The organism is Vibrio vulnificus CMCP6 (genome assembly GCF_000039765.1).
Lineage (GTDB): Bacteria > Pseudomonadota > Gammaproteobacteria > Enterobacterales > Vibrionaceae > Vibrio > Vibrio vulnificus_B.
Genome location: NC_004459.3, coordinates 2655370 through 2673130 on the forward strand (window position 1 = coordinate 2655370; position 17761 = coordinate 2673130).

Consider the following 17761-nt stretch of genomic DNA (forward strand, 5'->3'; position numbering starts at 1 on the left):
TATGCCCCCTTATTTCATCGCATGACCAAGAGACTGAAGGTAAGCGATGATGGCATCCATCTCCGTTTTTCCTTCAACATCTTTGGATGCGTTTGCAATCTGCTCATCAGTGTATGGAACACCAAACTGATTACGGAACACTTCCAATTTTTTCTGGGTCAATTTGCCATCTAGTACGTTCTCAGCTAGCCATGGGAAACCAGGCATGTTTGATTCAGGTACTAGCTCACGAGGGTCTAACAAGTGAACGCGATGCCACTCATCTGAGTAACGACCACCAACACGTGCCAAATCAGGGCCTGTACGCTTAGAACCCCAAAGGAAAGGGTGCTCCCAAACGCTTTCACCAGCGACTGAGTAATGACCGTATCGTTCTGTTTCTGAACGGAAAGGACGAATCATTTGACTATGGCAAACGTTACAGCCTTCACGGATGTAAATATCGCGACCTTCCATCTCTAGAGCAGAATAAGCACGTAGATTTTCTACAGGCTCAGTTGTTTGTTTTTGGAAAATCAACGGTGTGATCTCAACAAGAGCACCCCAACTGATTGCAAAAACGATAAAGATAGCCAACAAACCGACATTACGTTCAATGATCTCGTGGCGATTATTAGAATTAGAACTCATTCTTCAATCTCCTTATGCCGGCTGTGCAACTGCTTTTAAGCTTTGCTTAGGTGCAGTCACTGTTTTGTACGTGTTGTATGCCATTAGGAACATACCCGATAGGAAGATGAAACCACCTAAGAAACGTACGAAGTAGAATGGGTAAGAAGCCTCAACAGATTCCACGAAGCTGTAAGTCAACGTACCGTCAGAGTTGACTGCACGCCACATCAGACCCTGCATAACACCAGAGATCCACATTGCAACGATGTACAGTACTGTACCGATAGTCGCCAACCAGAAGTGAACATTGATTAGGCTTACTGAGTACATGCGCTCTTGGTTAAATAGGCGAGGGATCAAGTGGTAAACCGAACCGATTGATACCATTGCAACCCAACCCAACGCACCTGAGTGAACGTGACCAACAGTCCAGTCGGTGTAGTGTGACAATGCGTTCACCGTCTTAATTGACATCATAGGACCTTCGAAAGTCGACATGCCATAGAAAGAAAGTGAAACGATCAAGAAACGCAAAATTGGGTCGTAACGTAGCTTATGCCACGCACCAGACAGGGTCATAATACCGTTGATCATACCACCCCAAGATGGAGCGAATAGAACCAAAGACATAACCATACCTAGAGACTGAGTCCAGTCAGGTAGTGCTGTGTAATGTAAGTGGTGAGGACCAGCCCAGATATACAAAGAAACAAGAGCCCAGAAGTGGACAATTGACAAACGGTATGAGTAAACAGGACGCTCAGCTTGCTTTGGTACAAAGTAGTACATCATACCAAGGAAACCCGCTGTAAGAAGGAAACCTACCGCATTGTGACCGTACCACCATTGAACCATCGCATCTACTGCACCTGAGTAAATCGAGTAAGATTTACCAAGTGAAACAGGGATTGCCATGCTGTTCACAATGTGAAGCACTGCCACGGTAATGATAAAGGCACCAAAGAACCAGTTTGCTACGTAAATGTGAGAAGTATTACGTTTCACTAAGGTTCCAAAGAAAACAACCGCGTATGAAACCCATACGACTGCGATTGCAATATCAATTGGCCATTCAAGTTCTGCATATTCTTTACCGGAGGTTAAACCCAGTGGCAAAGTGATTGCAGCGGCAAGAATAATAGCCTGCCAACCCCAGAAGGTGAAGGCGACGAGAGGACCACCAAATAGACGAGTTTGACAGGTGCGCTGTACAACATAGTATGACGTTGCGAACAAGGCACTTGTACCAAACGCGAAAATGACCGCGTTAGTATGCAGGGGACGTAAACGACTGTACGTCAACCACGGCGTATCAAAGTTGAGCTGTGGCCATACTAATTGAGCGGCAATCAAAACACCAACAGCCATGCCAACAATACCCCATAAAATGGTCACAAGGGTAAATTGACGAACGACTGTATAGTTGTAGTTTTGTTCAAGCTGCTTTTCTTGGCTCATTTGCATGCTTCCAATTTCTAATTAACTACACTTTACTTCCAACACGACTTGCGTCGTAACACCACCCAAATCAACTCAAGAAATACTGCGTTATCATCACTTTATTCCTCTTGCCGACTTTAAGAAAAAGTGGCATTTTCAGTGGCACACTATACTTGAATTAACAATTCAATGACAGAGTAGTAACCTTACTGACGCTCTGGAAATCATCTTTTATTTAAAAACTTTGAAGTTTGTAACAAGGAAAACTGAAAAAATGCCGGCACAAAAGTTAACAAAGGCAAGGCTTGCACAAATATTAATCATGCTCACGATATTAGTGGTGGCGTTTATATGGAGGTCGTTGAGTTATCAACCGCTGGAAGAGATTGATTGTTCACAAAAAGAACGATGCGAGTTAACACTTGATAACAGTAAAATGATTATTTATCGCGCTAGCCACCAAATTAAGATCCAAACAGATAAAAACAATAATTTAAAAATTGATTTAGATCAAAATAAAGCATCAAATATACCATTCAGCGATAACATCATTTTATTAGATGCAAGCACTGCTACATCAATAAAAATACGTAATAAAGACAATACGACCATTGCGGTTATTGTTCTATAAATCAGACTTGGCACGCGTTGTTATAGACTGGTTCAGTACTTCTCATTCAAATTAATAGAAGTGGAGTACTAGATTGGTATAAAGTAAGGGGAGTTTTAGAAATCGTTACTACGTGATGCTTTGCCAATCTGTTATTAGTCATTTGACCAACGAAGAACACGCTGTCGCTGCAATCAAAGAGCAGATCGCTCATGATCACTTAGCGATGCTCATTTGCTACTATACCGAAGAGTATTCTAGCCATAAACTTCAACATTCTTTCCGACAACATTTTCCTGCGATTCCTGTACATGGTGCAAGTTCATGTCGCGCGATCATGACCGATAAGGGATTTCACCCAGGGCCTGTTGTTGGTGTTTTTGCTATCTATGACAGTGGTAGCAACGCTTATGGCACTGGGATATCAGACATCGACGAAAGCAGTGACAGCGTCACGGAAATTGTATTTAAAACGTTGGATATGGCACTTCACAATGCAGACCGAGTTGGGGAAGTACCTAGTCTGATCTTACTTCATGCGACTCCAGGGAATGAGGAGTCAATCATCGAAGCTATTGACCAAAAGTTTGGAACTTTAGTACCTATTATCGGCGGAAGCGCAGCCGACAATCAGGTCAAAGGAAACTGGTCTATTTTCACAACGCAGGGAACAAGCATAAAAGGCATTAGCCTCACGGTATTTTTCTCTTCACAATCTATCTTCACTGCGTTTAGTGCAGGCCACACGCCAACAGAATTATCGGGGCTCGTTACGAAAGTCAGCGATAGAGTTCTACTGGAGATTGATGGTAAACCCGCAAGTTCCGTGTACAAAGATTGGACCAAAATTCATCTTGATGAGTACAACCAAGAACAATTGATCTTTGATATTGCAACTGCGTATCCGTTAGGGCGAGTTGCAGGGCAGCTCTACGATTATCCTTACTTTAAGCTTTCACACCCAGTCAGAGAAACGACTGAAAATGGTATTGAACTCTTTTCTACCGTCGATCTGGGAGAGCGCATCTACCTCATGCAGGGATGTAAAGATCAGCTTATCAGCCGAGCAGCACGAGTTATCAATGCGGCATTTTGGCAAAAACTAGAAGACTCTCGAAAAATAGGTGTTATTAACATTTTTTGTGCAGGCCCTATGATTCACTTAAAACACGATATCGACAGTGTTTTGAAACAACTTCTAGATGAATTAGATGATAAACCTTTTATTTGCCCGTTTACTTTCGGCGAGCAGGGGCGCTTCGTTGGCGGTGAAAACGGGCACGGTAACTTAATGATTTCTTCAGCTATTTTCCATTCACCGGATGAAAGTAAATAACATGACAACGTTTGAAAAAGAAGCCCTTCACGACGCATTAGTTGAGCTTAAAAAGAGTAGGGAACTCGAAAAACGACTAGCTGAAGAAAACAAAGCCATCCTCAGCGCAATCTCTGCAATGAGTGAAGCAAAAAATCGTCACGAAATCTTCTTAGGCCTCAATAATGTATTGAAGAAATACATCAACTTTGATGATTTTGTGGTCCTTACCCGGCACTGCGATAAAGAGAGTTTCGCAACGTTGCTCACGACAAACCAAGTGTTCAATAATACAACTTGGTGTGATGGAAAAAAATTTAGCCGAGTGCTCAATGGCGAATGCATCATTCTATTCGAACCCACCGAGTTGTCAGAGTTTAAACAGCTCAACAGCTTTATCAAAAGCCACATTAACTCTGTTTTATTAACGGGTATTGATGCTCAGGTCACACAATCCGTTATTCTCCTGATCGGTAATACAAAAGGGCAGTTCAGTATTGAAGCGAAAGAAACTCTCAAGCGCTTTTTGCCTTTGATAGAACGAGCTGTTATTGATATCGAAAACAAAGAGAAGTTACAACGTATCGTTGAATTAAGGACCCGAGAATTGGCATTGGCCAGGGAAGAGTCTGAACGAGCCAACCGAGCAAAATCCGAGTTTCTAGCCATGATGAGCCATGAGTTAAGAACACCATTGAACTCTGTTTTGGGAATGCTGGATGTTCTCAAACAGTCCGACATGTCAGCAGGTCACATCAACTTGCTCTCCCATATGGAAAGTTCGGCAGGGCTTTTACTGGCAATCATCAGCGACATACTTGACCTATCCAAAATTGAATCTGGCGAATTTTCCCTTTCACCTCAATGGATTAACATAAATGACACTGTCACTTTTGTGGTATCGCAACAGCAATTAGTCGCGGCGACAAAAGGGCTCAATATTGAACTCAGCATCGAACTTGACGACAAGCGTCACTATTGGCTTGATCCCAGCCGATTGTCTCAAGTGTTATTTAATCTCATTGGTAACGCGGTGAAGTTTACTCAGCAAGGCCAGATTGATATTCGTGTGAACCTAGAGAATGATGAGTTATCTATCTCTGTCATAGACACCGGGATTGGCATTGAGAAAGACAAAATTAGCTCTTTGTTCACTGCGTTTAAACAAGCAGATAGTTCAATCACCAGAAAATTTGGAGGAACGGGTCTAGGGCTTGCTATTACAAAACATTTGGTTGAACTCATGTCAGGAACGGTTCGTGTTTCTAGTCAGTTTGGCAAGGGCTCGACATTCGTTGTGAAAATTCCGGTTAAAAGCCGCAAGCTAATTCGTTTGAGCCAAGACGGCACGACTAACAAACGCGACAGAGCATTGAATGTTTTAGTCGTAGAAGATACACATTCCAATCAAATGGTTATCCAACTGCTTTTAAACAAACTTGGCCACAACGTGTTTATTGCCAACAATGGCAGCGAAGCGATAGAGTTCATCGAGTCCAACACTGAGTCACTGGATGTGGTGTTTATGGATGTGTCAATGCCAGTCATGGATGGACTCACAGCAACTAAAATTCTACGAGCAAAGGGATTTGAAGTGCCAATTATCGCTTTAACAGCCCATGCCTTAGCCAGCGATAAACAAAATTGCCTAGACGTTGGCATGGACAGTTTCGTTGCCAAGCCTGTACGAAAACAAGAACTTGCCAACGCAATCGAAGCCTTAATCGTATAACCAATATAGAACCTTAAATCTTTGATTAATAAGGTTCTATATTAGGTATTTTATGGTAAATACGAATTATGTTTAATCATGAATAAGCGCAACAATATCAATAAAGGGTGGTAGAGGTTCAAACATTTCACGTAGCGTTATATTTAATTTAACATAATATACATAATGCGCACTTAGCTAACGCTTCCGTAGGGCTACCAATCCACATAGCCAAGCCACCGCAAACCATTGAAATTGCGTACAAATCACATAGACAATGTTAAGCGTCCGGGCATTCTTGCTTGAATATCTTTAAGCGATGTTCCTGGCATTTGTACTTGAGCAAACCAATATGGTTTGTGTTTTTCTACGAATGCATTGCTGTGCTGTAATCCATCATAGATTGAGAATGCCCGACTTTGTGCTAATGCAGCTCCTGCAATACTTCTTTCTTCAACAGGCACATTGTCTATATCTTCAATCACAGCATTTTTGATAAACATTGCATTTGCTGGCCAATCCATGGACTCCAAGACTCGTTTGGCTAGTTGTCCCTCAAGTTCGAAAATAATTTTGGGTAAAAAAGACATATTGGCGACGACCTCTGCACAAGCGTAATACTCTTCACGCATATCTTGCTCACGGTATTTGAGCATCATCTCAACTAAAGCATCTTCAAATGTATGTGTAAAATGGTTTGATGCGAGAAACTGACCAACCGTTCTCAACACACCAATCAAGATGCCTGCATCGGGCTCTTTGAAATTTGCATCTTGTAAGCGCATTCTAGTGACATTCGCGGTGACTATCATGTGTTGCCACATTTTAGGAGCAATCAACTTGGTATTCGCATCGGACCATTTGAGCATCGGCCTAGCCATCAGAACAGGGAAAAGTAAACGGCAATTTTCTATGCCCATCTGCCCTATTGCTATTTTCGCATCAGTCGCACTTTTTGATGATTTCCCTATGCGTTCGCAGAATTTGGGGTTTGTAACGAGATCTAAAACGCTTGAACTAAGCTGATGACTCAAGGTTGTCAAAGTACTCAACTTGGAGAAACTCAAGGATGGTGAGTAAGCAAACGAAGCAAGATGATCAAAGTTGGGTATACCATTGAACAATTTATCTATAGGCGTATTGAGTAGTTTCTCAATCATCATGTGCTCAGCATGGCGGGTAACATCCACAACGACACGTTTATGGGTATTTTGTCTTGCTTTTACCTGTTCACGCCGCTCAACCACTTTTGCCTGCTCACATTCTAATAAAATGCGTTGATTGCGAGTGATACGCTCATCTTCAGAAAAAATAACGTCTTCGCAATAGCGACCTTGTAAACTAAGTAGGTTATCAACGTTAGACTGATCGAGAATGTATTTCATACTCACTAACCACTTGGCATGTCTAACATTAACCTCATTTGCCACTTGTTCCGCTGTTTCAATCGCTTCTTGTGTATACCGTCTGTTGGCGAGTAGCAAATCTGTATCCCTTTAAAGATTTATCACTAGTTTTAGTTTATTCCATAGAGACCAAAAATGAGAAACCAAAGTGATATTGCTTCCATTATTTAATCTTGAAATTGCCTACTCTGTCACTATAAGTCACTGACGACAATCGTTCTTGAACATCACATTGAGTAGTAAACGTTCACAACACACCATGTTTTCAATCAATTATTAATTAGCTCGAGATGTGAATGACAATCATTCGTTCCGGTACCTTATAGCGAAATTTACTGCCGACTTTGATTGTTTGCTTCGCAAAGCGACATATTTTGGCATCCCCCGTCCCATTGACCTTCTCAACCACCGCATGCTTGTCAGTGTGATTAAAATAAACGACAACGTCGCAATAGCCCGAATAGTGGACAAATTCTTTGTCGATTTTCTTTTGTACTGACTTTTTTAGCTTTAACGCTATTGGGTTACGAGTGGAATCATCGGCATGAATTGCACTTGGATAGAAAAGTAAAAGAGATGAAATAAGAAAAGTGACACTGTATCGCATATTTTTTCCAAATGAAAATACAATACAGTGCTCAGACTGGATGATATACGTCGATTCTATTCAATTGCGTGGAGGATTAGTGGTTGTTGCAATTGATATGTTTGTTAGGCGTGTTTCTTACCTTTGCTAGACTTAAATCCTTGATGTGGAAATACGTTACGAATTCTTTGTTGGACTTTCTTTGGCACTTGTTTACTGAACACCAACTTTGCACCAGTACGTAAGCTGTAAACTTTCATTTCACCATCAAAAGGCGTCTTCTCACCAATCTCCACTAAATTATGGCGAAAAGACGGTGGCAAGTTCCCTTTGATTGACTGAAGGTGTCCTTCTTTAAAGGAAACTTTCAATACGGGGCGGTCAATGGCCACTAGCCAAAAGATAACGATAGCGGCAACGATAATGACATACAACATGTGTGTTCTCCTGCACTAATCGGATAATAACTTGCTTAAGTCTTCTTTCAGAGTCGATACGGCTGCACTCGCTTTTTCGCTACGAGAAGCTTCACTCAGTAAATATTCAATGGCATCAGACAAAGTACAACCCAATTCATTCGCACGTGTCGATAGCTTTTCCCACACACGATAATCTAAATCGATGGATTTTTTCTTTGTATGGATCTGCTCAGCATTGAAATGGCGCTTGCGTTTACCACGAATGGCTTGTTTGAGTTTCTTGTCCAACTCCTCCGCCATGTGCAAATCAATCCACTCGAGGACTTTGGTCGGTTCATGTTCTAACTTTCTTAGTTCAGAAACTGCATGGTCAGCTTCACTCGAATCAATATATTTAGTGATGGTTTCTCCATCTTTCCACTTATTGATCAAATACTGCCATTTCCACCCACATTCCAAGTTTTCGAGTTGTTGATATTTCATTTTTCCATGTCCTAGCGCTACTTAGGGTGACAGCGTAACCCATGTGGGTTTAATTCTCAACAAAACGTGGTCGAAGGATAGAGAGAGATCAACTTTTTCCTCCCTCACCCTCTATTTAGCCGGATTTAACTGCAGATTTTGTTGGTTCTGATATACTCCGCTGCAATTAAAGTTTATGAAGAAAGTCAATGAACCAAATTAACTGGCAAGCCGTTACGCCACAATTCGATCAATTTGAATCGTCTTTTGCTAATCTTCACTCTATTGAGTTAACCCATTATTTTGAGCTACAAGAGCGTGCATTAGCAACATTCCGTCACTTTACCCTTCTTTCTGGAATGGCTCGTTTCTTGGTAATTAATTGTTGTGATAACCCTATCTATCGTGGTTTGGTTGAAGAAGGATTGAACTCTATTGATCCTGAACTAGTGGTCCTAAAAACAGAGACGCTCTCTCCTTCTCATCTCTTTGACCGCTATAAGCTTAATGCTAATGGTGACGTCGAAATCATTACAGGACTGTTCTCTAAAGCTCGTGGTGGCATTGTCACTGTCTCTGCGAATTTGCTGCTTGCAAATCCGGGCTCTTGGCCAGCGATTAAGGCGGCAGTGCTTGGCGAATCCCTACTCATTTCTCCATTAAAACCCGAGTGGCAATCATCACACCTGGAACCGACTTGCTACGACATAAAATTGGTTATTACTGGTGATCGTGGGCAATTAGCAGATCTTGAGTATCTTGATCCTGATCTCTTCTCTCCAATGACTTTATTCACTGAACTCGAAGAAGATTTTCACTTAGGTGAAGAGAATTTAGATGCCTATGTTGGATACATTAAATGGATATGTGATCGTTACCATCTGCCCAGTTTTGATAAGGACGCCCTACAACGTTTGTTGATTGCCGGTGTTCGTGAAACAGAGGACCAACATTATCTGCCTCTCTCACCAATTTGGCTTCATCAATGGTTATCTCTGGCCGCCATTGAATCGCAAGGTTATCAGATCAACGGCGAGCACATGGATGCGGCCATTGAGAAAAAATATTTCCGAGAGTCTTATCTCCCCCAACGCGCTATCGACGATATCCTAGATGGCCAAGTGATCATTGAAACCACCGGCGAACAAATCGGTCAGATTAACGGCCTAACCGTTATTGATGTCGCAGGTCACCCGGTTTCTTATGGTGAGCCAGCGCGAATTTCTTGTGTTATCCATTTTGGTGACGGTGATATTTCTGACGTTGAACGTAAAGCCGAGCTCGGCGGAAATCTTCATGCAAAGGGTATGATGATCATGCAAGCATTTGTCAGCAGTGCGCTTCAGCTAGATGCGCCACTGCCTTATTCTGCTTCTATCGTATTTGAGCAATCTTACAGTGAAGTCGATGGAGATAGTGCGTCACTTGCTGAACTTTGCTGCCTAGTCAGCGCCCTATCTGAGTACCCCATCAATCAGCAAATCGCAGTAACGGGTGCAGTGGACCAATTTGGCCGTGTACAAGCCGTAGGAGGCCTAAATGAAAAAATTGAAGGCTTCTATCAGGTTTGTAAACATCAAGGTTTCACTGGCGAACAAGGGGTTATTTTGCCAGAAACGAACTTAAAACATCTGGCACTTCATAAAGAAGTGGTCGAAAGTATTAAGCTCGGTGAGTTTCATATTTGGGCGGTATCCGATGTTGAAGACGTGATCCCTATCATTATGAATAAGCCGTTTTGTGGCGAAGACGAAGATAGCGTGCTCAACAAAATTGCGGAAAGAATCGATAACTTTGCGAAGCATGATCATCCGCAAGGCTTTGTTCAATGGATTAAAAACTGGTTTGTCTAGTACTGATCGGAGTTGTTTAGCGTACACCTGTTCACTAACATGCCTGTGTCTAAAATTGGAGTTTACAAACAATGCAGAATAAACGTGAATCATATACCCGCGAAGATCTTTTAGCCTCTAGTCAAGGTGAACTGTTTGGCCCTGGTTACCCTCAGCTACCAGCACCAAACATGTTAATGATGGACCGAGTAACCAAAATGTCAGAAACTGAAGGCGACTTTGGTAAAGGCCTCATCTTGGCAGAGCTAGATATCAAACCGGATCTATGGTTCTTTGACTGCCATTTCCCTGGCGACCCAGTGATGCCTGGTTGTCTTGGCTTGGATGCGATGTGGCAGTTAGTTGGTTTCTTCCTTGGTTGGGTTGGCGGCAAAGGCAAAGGCCGCGCTTTGGGCGTTGGTGAGGTTAAATTTACTGGTCAAATCCTCCCTACAGCGAAAAAGGTGACCTACGAGATCCACATGAAACGAGTTGTCAATCGTAAGCTTGTTATGGGTCTAGCGGATGGCCGAGTTCTTGTCGACGGTAAAGAGATTTACGTCGCTAAGGATCTAAAAGTGGGTCTTTTCCAAGACACCTCAGCATTCTAAGTTGTTCCACTTTCCAGTGATTTTGATGAAACGGCTCTTTGGGCCGTTTTTTATTGCGCCTTTCATTTTTTATTCCGCCCAATAATAGAAAAGACCCACATCGTGGGCCCTTCTTTAAAATCCTTCTGTGTTGTATGTGGACATCATTTATAGAGACCAGAAAGTTTGTCACTTCTGGCATCACGCCAACCACCTAACCAATACGAACGAGCGTCCATCTGTTGATAAGGACATTCTTCCTGAGATCTACCGTTTAAGCCTGCCTTGTAGCCTTGGGATTGTGCTCGTTCTAGGCGATCACGCTTTTGTCTCTTCATAATTTCTACCTCATACAGGTCCATTAGAACTAACGTACTACTGTGAAACTTTGATGGAGTTTTTGTGACTCCACAATTAAGAATCGATCAAATGAAGGGATTTCTCAAGCGATAAAAAAGGCACAACTTCAAAATTGTGAAGCTGTGCCTAGTTTAAAAAATAGCCTATTTTCTGCGGAAACCAAATAAAACCAGTAATGTCAAAGACAACCAACCAAGTCCTGCACCGCTACGCTCTGCTGAAGCTTTTTCAACTGGACGCGCATTAATATTACTTGCATCCGCATCTGCAATAGGAATTAGCTTAACGGCAACCACTGTTTCCTCTTTGGAACCTTCACCACAATATGAGTTGTGTGCGGTTGTATCGTAGCCACCGTCACACTTGATTGCTGTCGCGGAAATTACACCAGCATCATTGATATCCGTTGCGTCGATAATACGATATTGGTTGTTTTCAACAGGCGCGTTGGAACCATTGGTAAGGTCATCCAAATACCACGCTTTGTTATCAAATATCGATCTTCTACTTTCAACAGAACCATTAGCCTCATAAGGCAGAATGAATCCACGTTTACGACGCGGCTTGCCATCGATCTCTCGGGTATCTTCTGCATCTAACTGACCAACAATTTCATTGTATTTGTTGATGCCACCCATTTTACCGCCTGCACCAGAGAAGAAGATCCCCCCTAACTCAGGTAGAAATGTCGCCGAAACACTTTCGGCTCTAACATCTTTTAACAAGAATAGTCGATTGGCTGCTGAACCTTCAGACGGTTTACCACCAGCGCGCTTTGCTTCGCCTATTGCGACAAAATTACTGTTTACGTTAGTGACAACAGAATTACTGTGAATGATATCACCGCTGATCTTCATCTGCGCGCCACTAACTTGTTTGCTTTGCCAAGTAGAGTCTTTTAATGCACCGCTAGCGTCAAACGTACCAACAAACACGCTGGCATTAATATAGTTGTCATCTGCGTAAGTGTTGTAACCAACGCCGTAAACTTTATTGTTTGTTGTATCGACAACCACATCACGCATACTTCCTTGCGCCAAACGTTCGCCATCTCTATCTACGCCTTGAGGCCAATCCAACTGTTTCACTACGCCAGCATCGTCCCAAATGGCCGCTTTACTCGTATAGTGTGTGCCGTTTTCATTACCTGTTTTAGAGGACACGCTGCCAACAGTGTAAGTACCATCCGTCTTCCAAGCTCGTGATTGATAGAAATCAGTTTCCGTGTCTGTGTCGCTGACCTTTTCATACACAGGCATCACTGGCGCCACGACTTTATTGCGGGTCTGTAACACCCCCTCACCATTGACAATGCTTTGATTCCCAACGGGTGAGCCGCTTTCCGTTAAACTGTTAATGACATTGTTGAATTTATTGGTGTAGGCGCTTTGATTACCTTCCACAAAAGCCAGTGCGTTTGAAGTATAGTCTTTGCTTAGTTCTTTGTACCAAGGAGCCCAGTGAATCGATGCCCACGTTTCACACGTCGAATAACGCAGCTCGTTGTAGCAATAACGCTCAAAGTCATCAAACTCCTGGATATAGCCAAACGTCGCATCCATCGCAAACGGAAGCTCTTCTCGATAGCTCACCCCATCGACACTGACACGAGTCTCAAGTGCGAGTTTGAACTTATCGTCTGTACAATTAGCACCATTTGCGAAACAACCGGTTTCGAAAGCGACATCACCTTGTTGAATTGCAACACCATAAGCATCGTTATAGGTTGATGAGCTTCCATTGAGTGCAGGATCAACTTCAACGACCTTATACAAAGCGGCGTTGGCATTCATGGCGCTACCAACGAGTAGCGCGACTGTGGTTAATTTGAATCTAATACTGCAATTCATCTATTTATTAACTGTCCTGTTGCATAGCTTCGAGCTCTTCCCATCTCTCGAAAGCAATTTCTAATTCCTGCTCCAGTGCGGCAAGTTGCTCTAGCACTGGTTGCGTTGTCTCTACGGGTTGAGCAAAAAACTCTGCGGAGTTTACTTGCTCTTGAAGCGCGTCAATATCCACTTCCAACTGTTCTAACTTGGCAGGTAGTGCTTCAAGTTCTCGTTGGAGCTTATATGATAACTTCTTAGAGGTATTCTTAGCTGGCGCAGTTTTGGGAGTTTCCTCAACGACTTTTGCTTTAGGCGCTGATTTTTCCATCACTTCACGAGCTTCGATCGCTTGTTTGCGCTGCTGTTGAGCATCATGATAACCACCGACAAACTCTTCGATTTTCCCTTCACCTTCAAAGATCCAGCTTGTCGTGACGGTATTATCCACAAACTGTCGGTCGTGGCTGACCAGCAGCAGAGTACCTTGATAATTGGCAAGCAATTCTTCTAAAAGTTCCAATGTTTCGATATCTAAATCGTTAGTTGGTTCGTCGAGAATCAATAAATTGTTCGGTTTTAGGAAGATACGAGCTAGAAGCAGACGGTTTTTTTCACCACCTGAAAGTGCTTTGACGGGTGTACGAGCACGCTTCGGTGAGAAAAGGAAATCCTGAAGATAGCTCAATGCATGGCGTTCTCGCCCACCCACAGTGACCTCTTGTTTACCATCCGCTAGGTTATCAATGACCGTCTTTTCAGGGTCCAAAATTTCTCGATATTGGTCAAAATACGCAACTTCCAGCTTAGTACCACAATGCAAACGGCCAGATTCCGGTTTTAGCTGATCCAGCAGTAACTTAAGGACTGTGCTCTTGCCACAGCCGTTAGGACCAATAAGCGCAATTCGATCGCCACGCATGATATTAAAACTGAAATCATCAACAATTTTCTTTCCATCGAATGAAAACTGCAGTTTTTCTGCTTCAAAGACGATCTTGCCAGAGCGTGCGGCGTCGTCGATTTGGATTTTGGCTTTGCCTTGTACATCAACTCGATTCTGGCGTTCCTCTCGCAGCTTTTTAAGTGCACGAACGCGACCTTCATTACGTGTGCGGCGTGCTTTGATACCTTGACGAATCCACACTTCTTCCTGAGCGAGCTTTTTATCAAACTCTGCGTTTTGCATCTCCTCAACACGAAGCATTTCTTCTTTCTCAACAAGGTAGTTGTCGTAATCACCAGGAAAAGAAGCGAGTTTACCGCGGTCAAGGTCAACGATACGCGTTGCCATCGCTTTGATGAAGGCTCGGTCGTGGGAAATAAAAATGATGGAGCCACGGAAATCTTTGAGGAACGTTTCTAGCCATTCAATGGTCGTAACATCAAGGTGGTTAGTTGGTTCGTCTAACAGCAAGACATCTGGATCGCATACTAGCGCTTTCGCCAGCGCAGCTTTGCGTTGCCAACCACCCGACAGATCGGTGAGCTTCGTTTCAGCATCCAGCTTTAATGCCGCCAACACATGCTTAACTCGGTCTTCAAATCGCCACGCGTTGGCGTGATCAAGCTGTTCTTGCACTCTCGCTAAACGGTTAATGTTCTTTTCCGTTGGCTCTTGAGCAACAAGATCGAGAAGATCATGATAGATCTTTAATTGTTCGCCAATTTCAGCTAGCCCACTTGCGACATAATCGTAAACCGTTCCTGGTTCATTTCGTGGTGGATCTTGTTCTAAGCGCGAGACTACAACATCTTGAGTGATCTGTAGCTTACCATCATCAAGAATCACCTCGCCCGCTAGAACTTTCATTAAGGTCGATTTACCCGCCCCATTGCGTCCTACCAAACAAACTCGCTCATGCTCTTGAAGTACAAAATCAGCTTTATCAAGTAGAGGATTATCGCCAAAGGCGAGTTGACCATTATGAATGGTAAGTAATGCCATTATCGTCCAACCATTGTTTTAATTTTTCTAGATCAAAGGGCCAGCCAAGCTCTGACCCTTGAGAATTTAAGACAGGAATCGTGACCCCGTAACGAGAAAATAACGCATCATCAAACGCGATATCAATCACTTGAACTTGTTCAGCAATGCCTGCTTTTTCCACCAACTCGTAGGCCATCTCACACAGATGGCATCCTTCGGTACTGTATAGGGTGATCACGTTCCTTGTTCCTATTTTTTGTGGGTGACGACCCAACAGTTATGAATATGTTTGTTTCTTGAGAAATCGAGTGGCAGCGTCTGAGAAGAAATGTTCTTCGCGTCTAAACCCAACTCTTCCATTTCCTCCATATCCATTTTGAAATGACGCTTGTTATTAGAGAAAACAATCGTGCCGTTTTCTCTTAGCAAACGCTTTAAGTTTTTCATCAGTTTGATATGGTCGCGCTGAACGTCAAACGAGTCTTCCATGCGCTTTGAGTTTGAAAACGTAGGCGGATCGATAAAGATTAAATCGTACTGCCCCTGCGCTTTCTCTAACCACTGTAAACAATCTGCCTGCTCAAACTTATGTTGACGTCCGACACAACCATTTGCAGACATGTTGTCTTTTGCCCACTCAAGGTAGGTGTTCGACATGTCAACCGTTGTTGTCGAGCTGGCACCACCAAGAGCAGCGTGTACCGTGGCACTCCCTGTATAAGCAAACAGGTTAAGGAAATCGGCTCCTTTTGCCATTTCGCCCAAACGACGGCGCGTGATCTTATGATCCAGGAACAACCCCGTATCCAGATAATCGTACAAATTGACGATCAGCTTTGCACCATACTCGTTGACTTCCATTCGCTCAGAAACTTGACCCAATTTTTGATATTGGTTACGGCCTTTTTGTTTCTCACGAACCTTCAGCACAACTTTGTTGGCTTCTACGCCAGTTACCTGAATCGCAGCACGAATGATATCCGTCAGGCGACGCTTTGCCTTCTCTTCTGGAATGTTTTTCGGCGCGGCGTATTCTTGAATCACCAAGTGATCTTGATAGACGTCTATCGCCACGTTGTATTCTGGCAGGTCGGCATCATAGATGCGGTAACAATCGAGCTGTTCTTTTTGAGCCCATTTGCCAATCTTACCGATATTTTTCTTTAGGCGATTAGCAAAGTCTGGTGCGATAGAAAGCGGGCCATCCGCACCTTCAATCTGCTCTGCACTTCTTTGTGCGATCGTATAGTTTTTTTGGTGACAAGGTAACGCACCGTTATTCAATTTAAACTGTTTTTCCGCACGCATGCGAAGACAGCTCAACAGCTCATCTGAACTGGAGAAAATAGATGCCGTACACCCACCAAACTGGGCTTTTAACTGGCCACCAAACGCTGTGTATAGTGCAATCAATCCTGGCTCTGTGCCAAGTCGCTCACCATAAGGTGGGTTACAAACAATTACACCATTCTCAAATTCTTGAGGACGTGACACTGTAGCGGCGTCACCTAACTTAAACTCGATAAGATCCGCAACCCCTGCTCTGCGAGCGTTATCTTGGGCAATTTTCAGCACTTTTTCATCATTATCAAAGCCATAGAATCTTGCGCCAACTTTTTTGACACCTCTTCGAGCAATGACATTTGCTTCTGATTTTATTTCTGCCCACACTTCTGGCTCGAAATCTTCAAGTGATTCAAAGACCCACTTTTCGCGTTTTACGCCAGGCGCCATGTTTGCTGCCATCATGGCCGCCTCTATCAACAACGTACCTGAACCACACATTGGATCCAAAAGCGGTTGTTCCTCTGTCCAGCCTGAGCGAAGGATGATGGCAGCAGCCAAGGTTTCACGGAGTGGTGCTTTACCAGATGCAGGACGATAGCCACGTTGGTGCAAGCCATTCCCGACCATATCAACACCAAGAATCGCTTTGTCTTTGTGGAGACGAACATGGATACGTACATCCGGACGCTCTTTACTGATATTTGGACGTGGTAGGTTTTTCTTTTCGAAACAATCTACGATGCCATCTTTCACTTTCATCGCACCGTACTGGCTGTTACGAATCTCACGGTTCGTGCCGTTGAAATCAACCACAAACTTCTTAGTGCTGTGGAATTGATTTACCCAATTGATAGAGGACGTTGCCAAATACAAGTCCATATCACTTTGACAGGTAAACTCGGACAACACGCGAACAAAACGCGATGCCAACCTACTCCATAGACAGCAACGATAAACCTGTTCATTAGAGGCTTTAAATCTTACTCCAGCCTGTACTGGCTTAGCGTCTGCAATTCCAAGTTTTGTTAGTTCTTCAGCAAGAAGGTTCTCAAGACCATTTGAGGTAACCGCAAGATATTGGTTCATAGTGTTCTTTAGCTATTAAAAATGGCGTTGATTATACCTGACAAATCTACTCCATGCCTCGCATTTCAAGGACTTTTCTCATCTCCCTATGAGCCAGTGTGTTAATTGGTCGTTTTATCGTCGTGAATTAATAACACCAATTCAGCGGTGACGAACGAAACGTACGCAATCTTAAACGAAAATTCGGTTCAAATTACGATAGTGAATACTTATTCACATATAAATTGGACTATACCAAATGAAATTTATGTTGGTAATTTAATTACAAAACCACTTAAAAGAGGGA

17 protein-coding genes are annotated in these 17761 nt (G+C 43.2%); 5 read left to right on the forward strand and 12 right to left on the reverse strand.

Annotated elements, in window-relative coordinates:
• Nucleotides 1-9 precede the first annotated feature (9 nt).
• Nucleotides 10-630: a cytochrome-c oxidase, cbb3-type subunit II gene (gene ccoO, locus VV1_RS12490; RefSeq protein WP_011080465.1), complete on the reverse strand. Its 621-nt coding sequence runs from the start codon at nt 628-630 to the stop codon at nt 10-12.
• 12 nt (nt 631-642) lie between these two features.
• Nucleotides 643-2076: a cytochrome-c oxidase, cbb3-type subunit I gene (gene ccoN / locus VV1_RS12495; RefSeq protein WP_011080466.1), complete on the reverse strand. Its 1434-nt coding sequence runs from the start codon at nt 2074-2076 to the stop codon at nt 643-645.
• A gap of 250 nt (nt 2077-2326) precedes the next feature.
• Between ccoN and VV1_RS12500 the strand changes: the two genes are divergently transcribed.
• The 3 genes from VV1_RS12500 to VV1_RS12510 all read left to right on the forward strand — a co-directional run bounded on the left by VV1_RS12500 (nt 2327) and on the right by VV1_RS12510 (nt 5709).
• Entirely contained in the window at nt 2327-2683 is a 357-nt protein-coding gene (locus VV1_RS12500; protein WP_043877168.1) for a hypothetical protein, read from the forward strand.
• A gap of 115 nt (nt 2684-2798) precedes the next feature.
• Nucleotides 2799-3998 carry an FIST signal transduction protein gene (locus tag VV1_RS12505; protein WP_011080467.1) on the forward strand — a complete coding sequence of 400 codons (1200 nt, stop codon included), beginning with the start codon at nt 2799-2801 and terminating at the stop codon, nt 3996-3998.
• Nucleotides 3985-5709 carry an ATP-binding protein gene (locus VV1_RS12510; RefSeq protein WP_011080468.1) on the forward strand — a complete coding sequence of 575 codons (1725 nt, stop codon included), beginning with the start codon at nt 3985-3987 and terminating at the stop codon, nt 5707-5709. The genes VV1_RS12505 and VV1_RS12510 overlap by 14 nt, the downstream gene beginning before the upstream one ends.
• A 148-nt stretch (nt 5710-5857) precedes the next feature.
• Here VV1_RS12510 and VV1_RS23960 read toward each other — a convergent pair whose 3' ends face one another.
• The 5 genes from VV1_RS23960 to matP form a co-directional block, all read right to left on the reverse strand.
• Nucleotides 5858-5938, reverse strand: coding sequence for a DUF3693 domain-containing protein (locus tag VV1_RS23960; RefSeq protein ID WP_080505642.1), 81 nt, complete (start codon nt 5936-5938; stop codon nt 5858-5860).
• 16 nt (nt 5939-5954) lie between these two features.
• Entirely contained in the window at nt 5955-7172 is a 1218-nt protein-coding gene (locus tag VV1_RS12515; RefSeq protein WP_011080469.1) for an HDOD domain-containing protein, read from the reverse strand.
• Between the two features lie 202 nt (nt 7173-7374).
• Entirely contained in the window at nt 7375-7701 is a 327-nt protein-coding gene (locus VV1_RS12520) for a hypothetical protein (RefSeq protein WP_011080470.1), read from the reverse strand.
• A 104-nt stretch (nt 7702-7805) separates the two neighbouring features.
• Nucleotides 7806-8117: a DUF3634 family protein gene (locus tag VV1_RS12525; RefSeq protein ID WP_011080471.1), complete on the reverse strand. Its 312-nt coding sequence runs from the start codon at nt 8115-8117 to the stop codon at nt 7806-7808.
• A 15-nt stretch (nt 8118-8132) separates the two neighbouring features.
• The gene (gene matP, locus VV1_RS12530) at nt 8133-8582 is read right to left on the reverse strand and encodes a macrodomain Ter protein MatP (RefSeq protein WP_011080472.1); all 450 of its coding nucleotides are present in this window, start codon (nt 8580-8582) and stop codon (nt 8133-8135) included.
• 188 nt (nt 8583-8770) lie between these two features.
• Between matP and VV1_RS12535 the strand changes: the two genes are divergently transcribed.
• Together VV1_RS12535 and fabA are read left to right on the forward strand one after the other, a co-directional pair.
• Entirely contained in the window at nt 8771-10414 is a 1644-nt protein-coding gene (locus VV1_RS12535; RefSeq protein WP_011080473.1) for a S16 family serine protease, read from the forward strand.
• 71 nt (nt 10415-10485) lie between these two features.
• Complete coding sequence (gene fabA / locus VV1_RS12540) at nt 10486-11004, forward strand: bifunctional 3-hydroxydecanoyl-ACP dehydratase/trans-2-decenoyl-ACP isomerase (RefSeq protein ID WP_011080474.1); 519 nt, start codon at nt 10486-10488, stop codon at nt 11002-11004.
• 143 nt (nt 11005-11147) lie between these two features.
• Here fabA and rmf read toward each other — a convergent pair whose 3' ends face one another.
• From rmf to rlmKL, 5 genes are all read right to left on the reverse strand, one after another.
• Nucleotides 11148-11321: a ribosome modulation factor gene (rmf, locus tag VV1_RS12545; protein WP_011080475.1), complete on the reverse strand. Its 174-nt coding sequence runs from the start codon at nt 11319-11321 to the stop codon at nt 11148-11150.
• 165 nt (nt 11322-11486) lie between these two features.
• Nucleotides 11487-13193, reverse strand: a complete 1707-nt coding sequence (locus tag VV1_RS12550) for a DUF3466 family protein (RefSeq protein ID WP_011080476.1) — start codon at nt 13191-13193, stop codon at nt 11487-11489.
• Between the two features lie 7 nt (nt 13194-13200).
• The gene (locus VV1_RS12555) at nt 13201-15120 is read right to left on the reverse strand and encodes an ABC transporter ATP-binding protein (RefSeq protein WP_011080477.1); all 1920 of its coding nucleotides are present in this window, start codon (nt 15118-15120) and stop codon (nt 13201-13203) included.
• Nucleotides 15098-15340, reverse strand: a complete 243-nt coding sequence (locus VV1_RS12560) for a glutaredoxin family protein (RefSeq protein ID WP_072610610.1) — start codon at nt 15338-15340, stop codon at nt 15098-15100. The genes VV1_RS12555 and VV1_RS12560 overlap by 23 nt, the downstream gene beginning before the upstream one ends.
• An 11-nt stretch (nt 15341-15351) precedes the next feature.
• Entirely contained in the window at nt 15352-17475 is a 2124-nt protein-coding gene (gene rlmKL, locus VV1_RS12565; RefSeq protein WP_011080479.1) for a bifunctional 23S rRNA (guanine(2069)-N(7))-methyltransferase RlmK/23S rRNA (guanine(2445)-N(2))-methyltransferase RlmL, read from the reverse strand.
• Between the last annotated feature and the right edge of the window lie 286 nt (nt 17476-17761).